The 281-nt window shown below is 56.9% G+C and carries 1 protein-coding gene; it reads left to right on the forward strand.

The window, feature by feature from the left end; genetic code table 11:
* The coding region (locus A3730_RS32640; RefSeq protein WP_231883930.1) for a hypothetical protein at positions 1–184 on the forward strand (184 nt) is incomplete at its 5' end.
* Between the last annotated feature and the right edge of the window lie 97 nt (positions 185–281).

The raw sequence follows: 281 nt of genomic DNA on the forward strand, positions 1-281 counted from the left end.
CAATGGCTTGCGGAGCCTTGTCGGTGCTGATTACGGAATGGTTGGACATGATGTGTTCTTCGTCAGTTATGCCCCCGGCCACGGCCAGCAGGCGAAAAAAGGGAAGCGGCTATGCTTGCACGGGTTAATACCTGCACGCAATAGCGCGGAGAAACCGCCAAGAGTGCCTTGGCATGTTGCGTGAGGGGTGCTGCGTTTATCAAAGCCGGTGGATGCGGACGATGCTGTCCAGGGTGCGCAGTTTCTTGATGATGCGGGCCAGGTGGATGCGGTCTTTTACC

The sequence above is a fragment of the Alcanivorax sp. HI0044 genome (genome assembly GCF_001634945.1).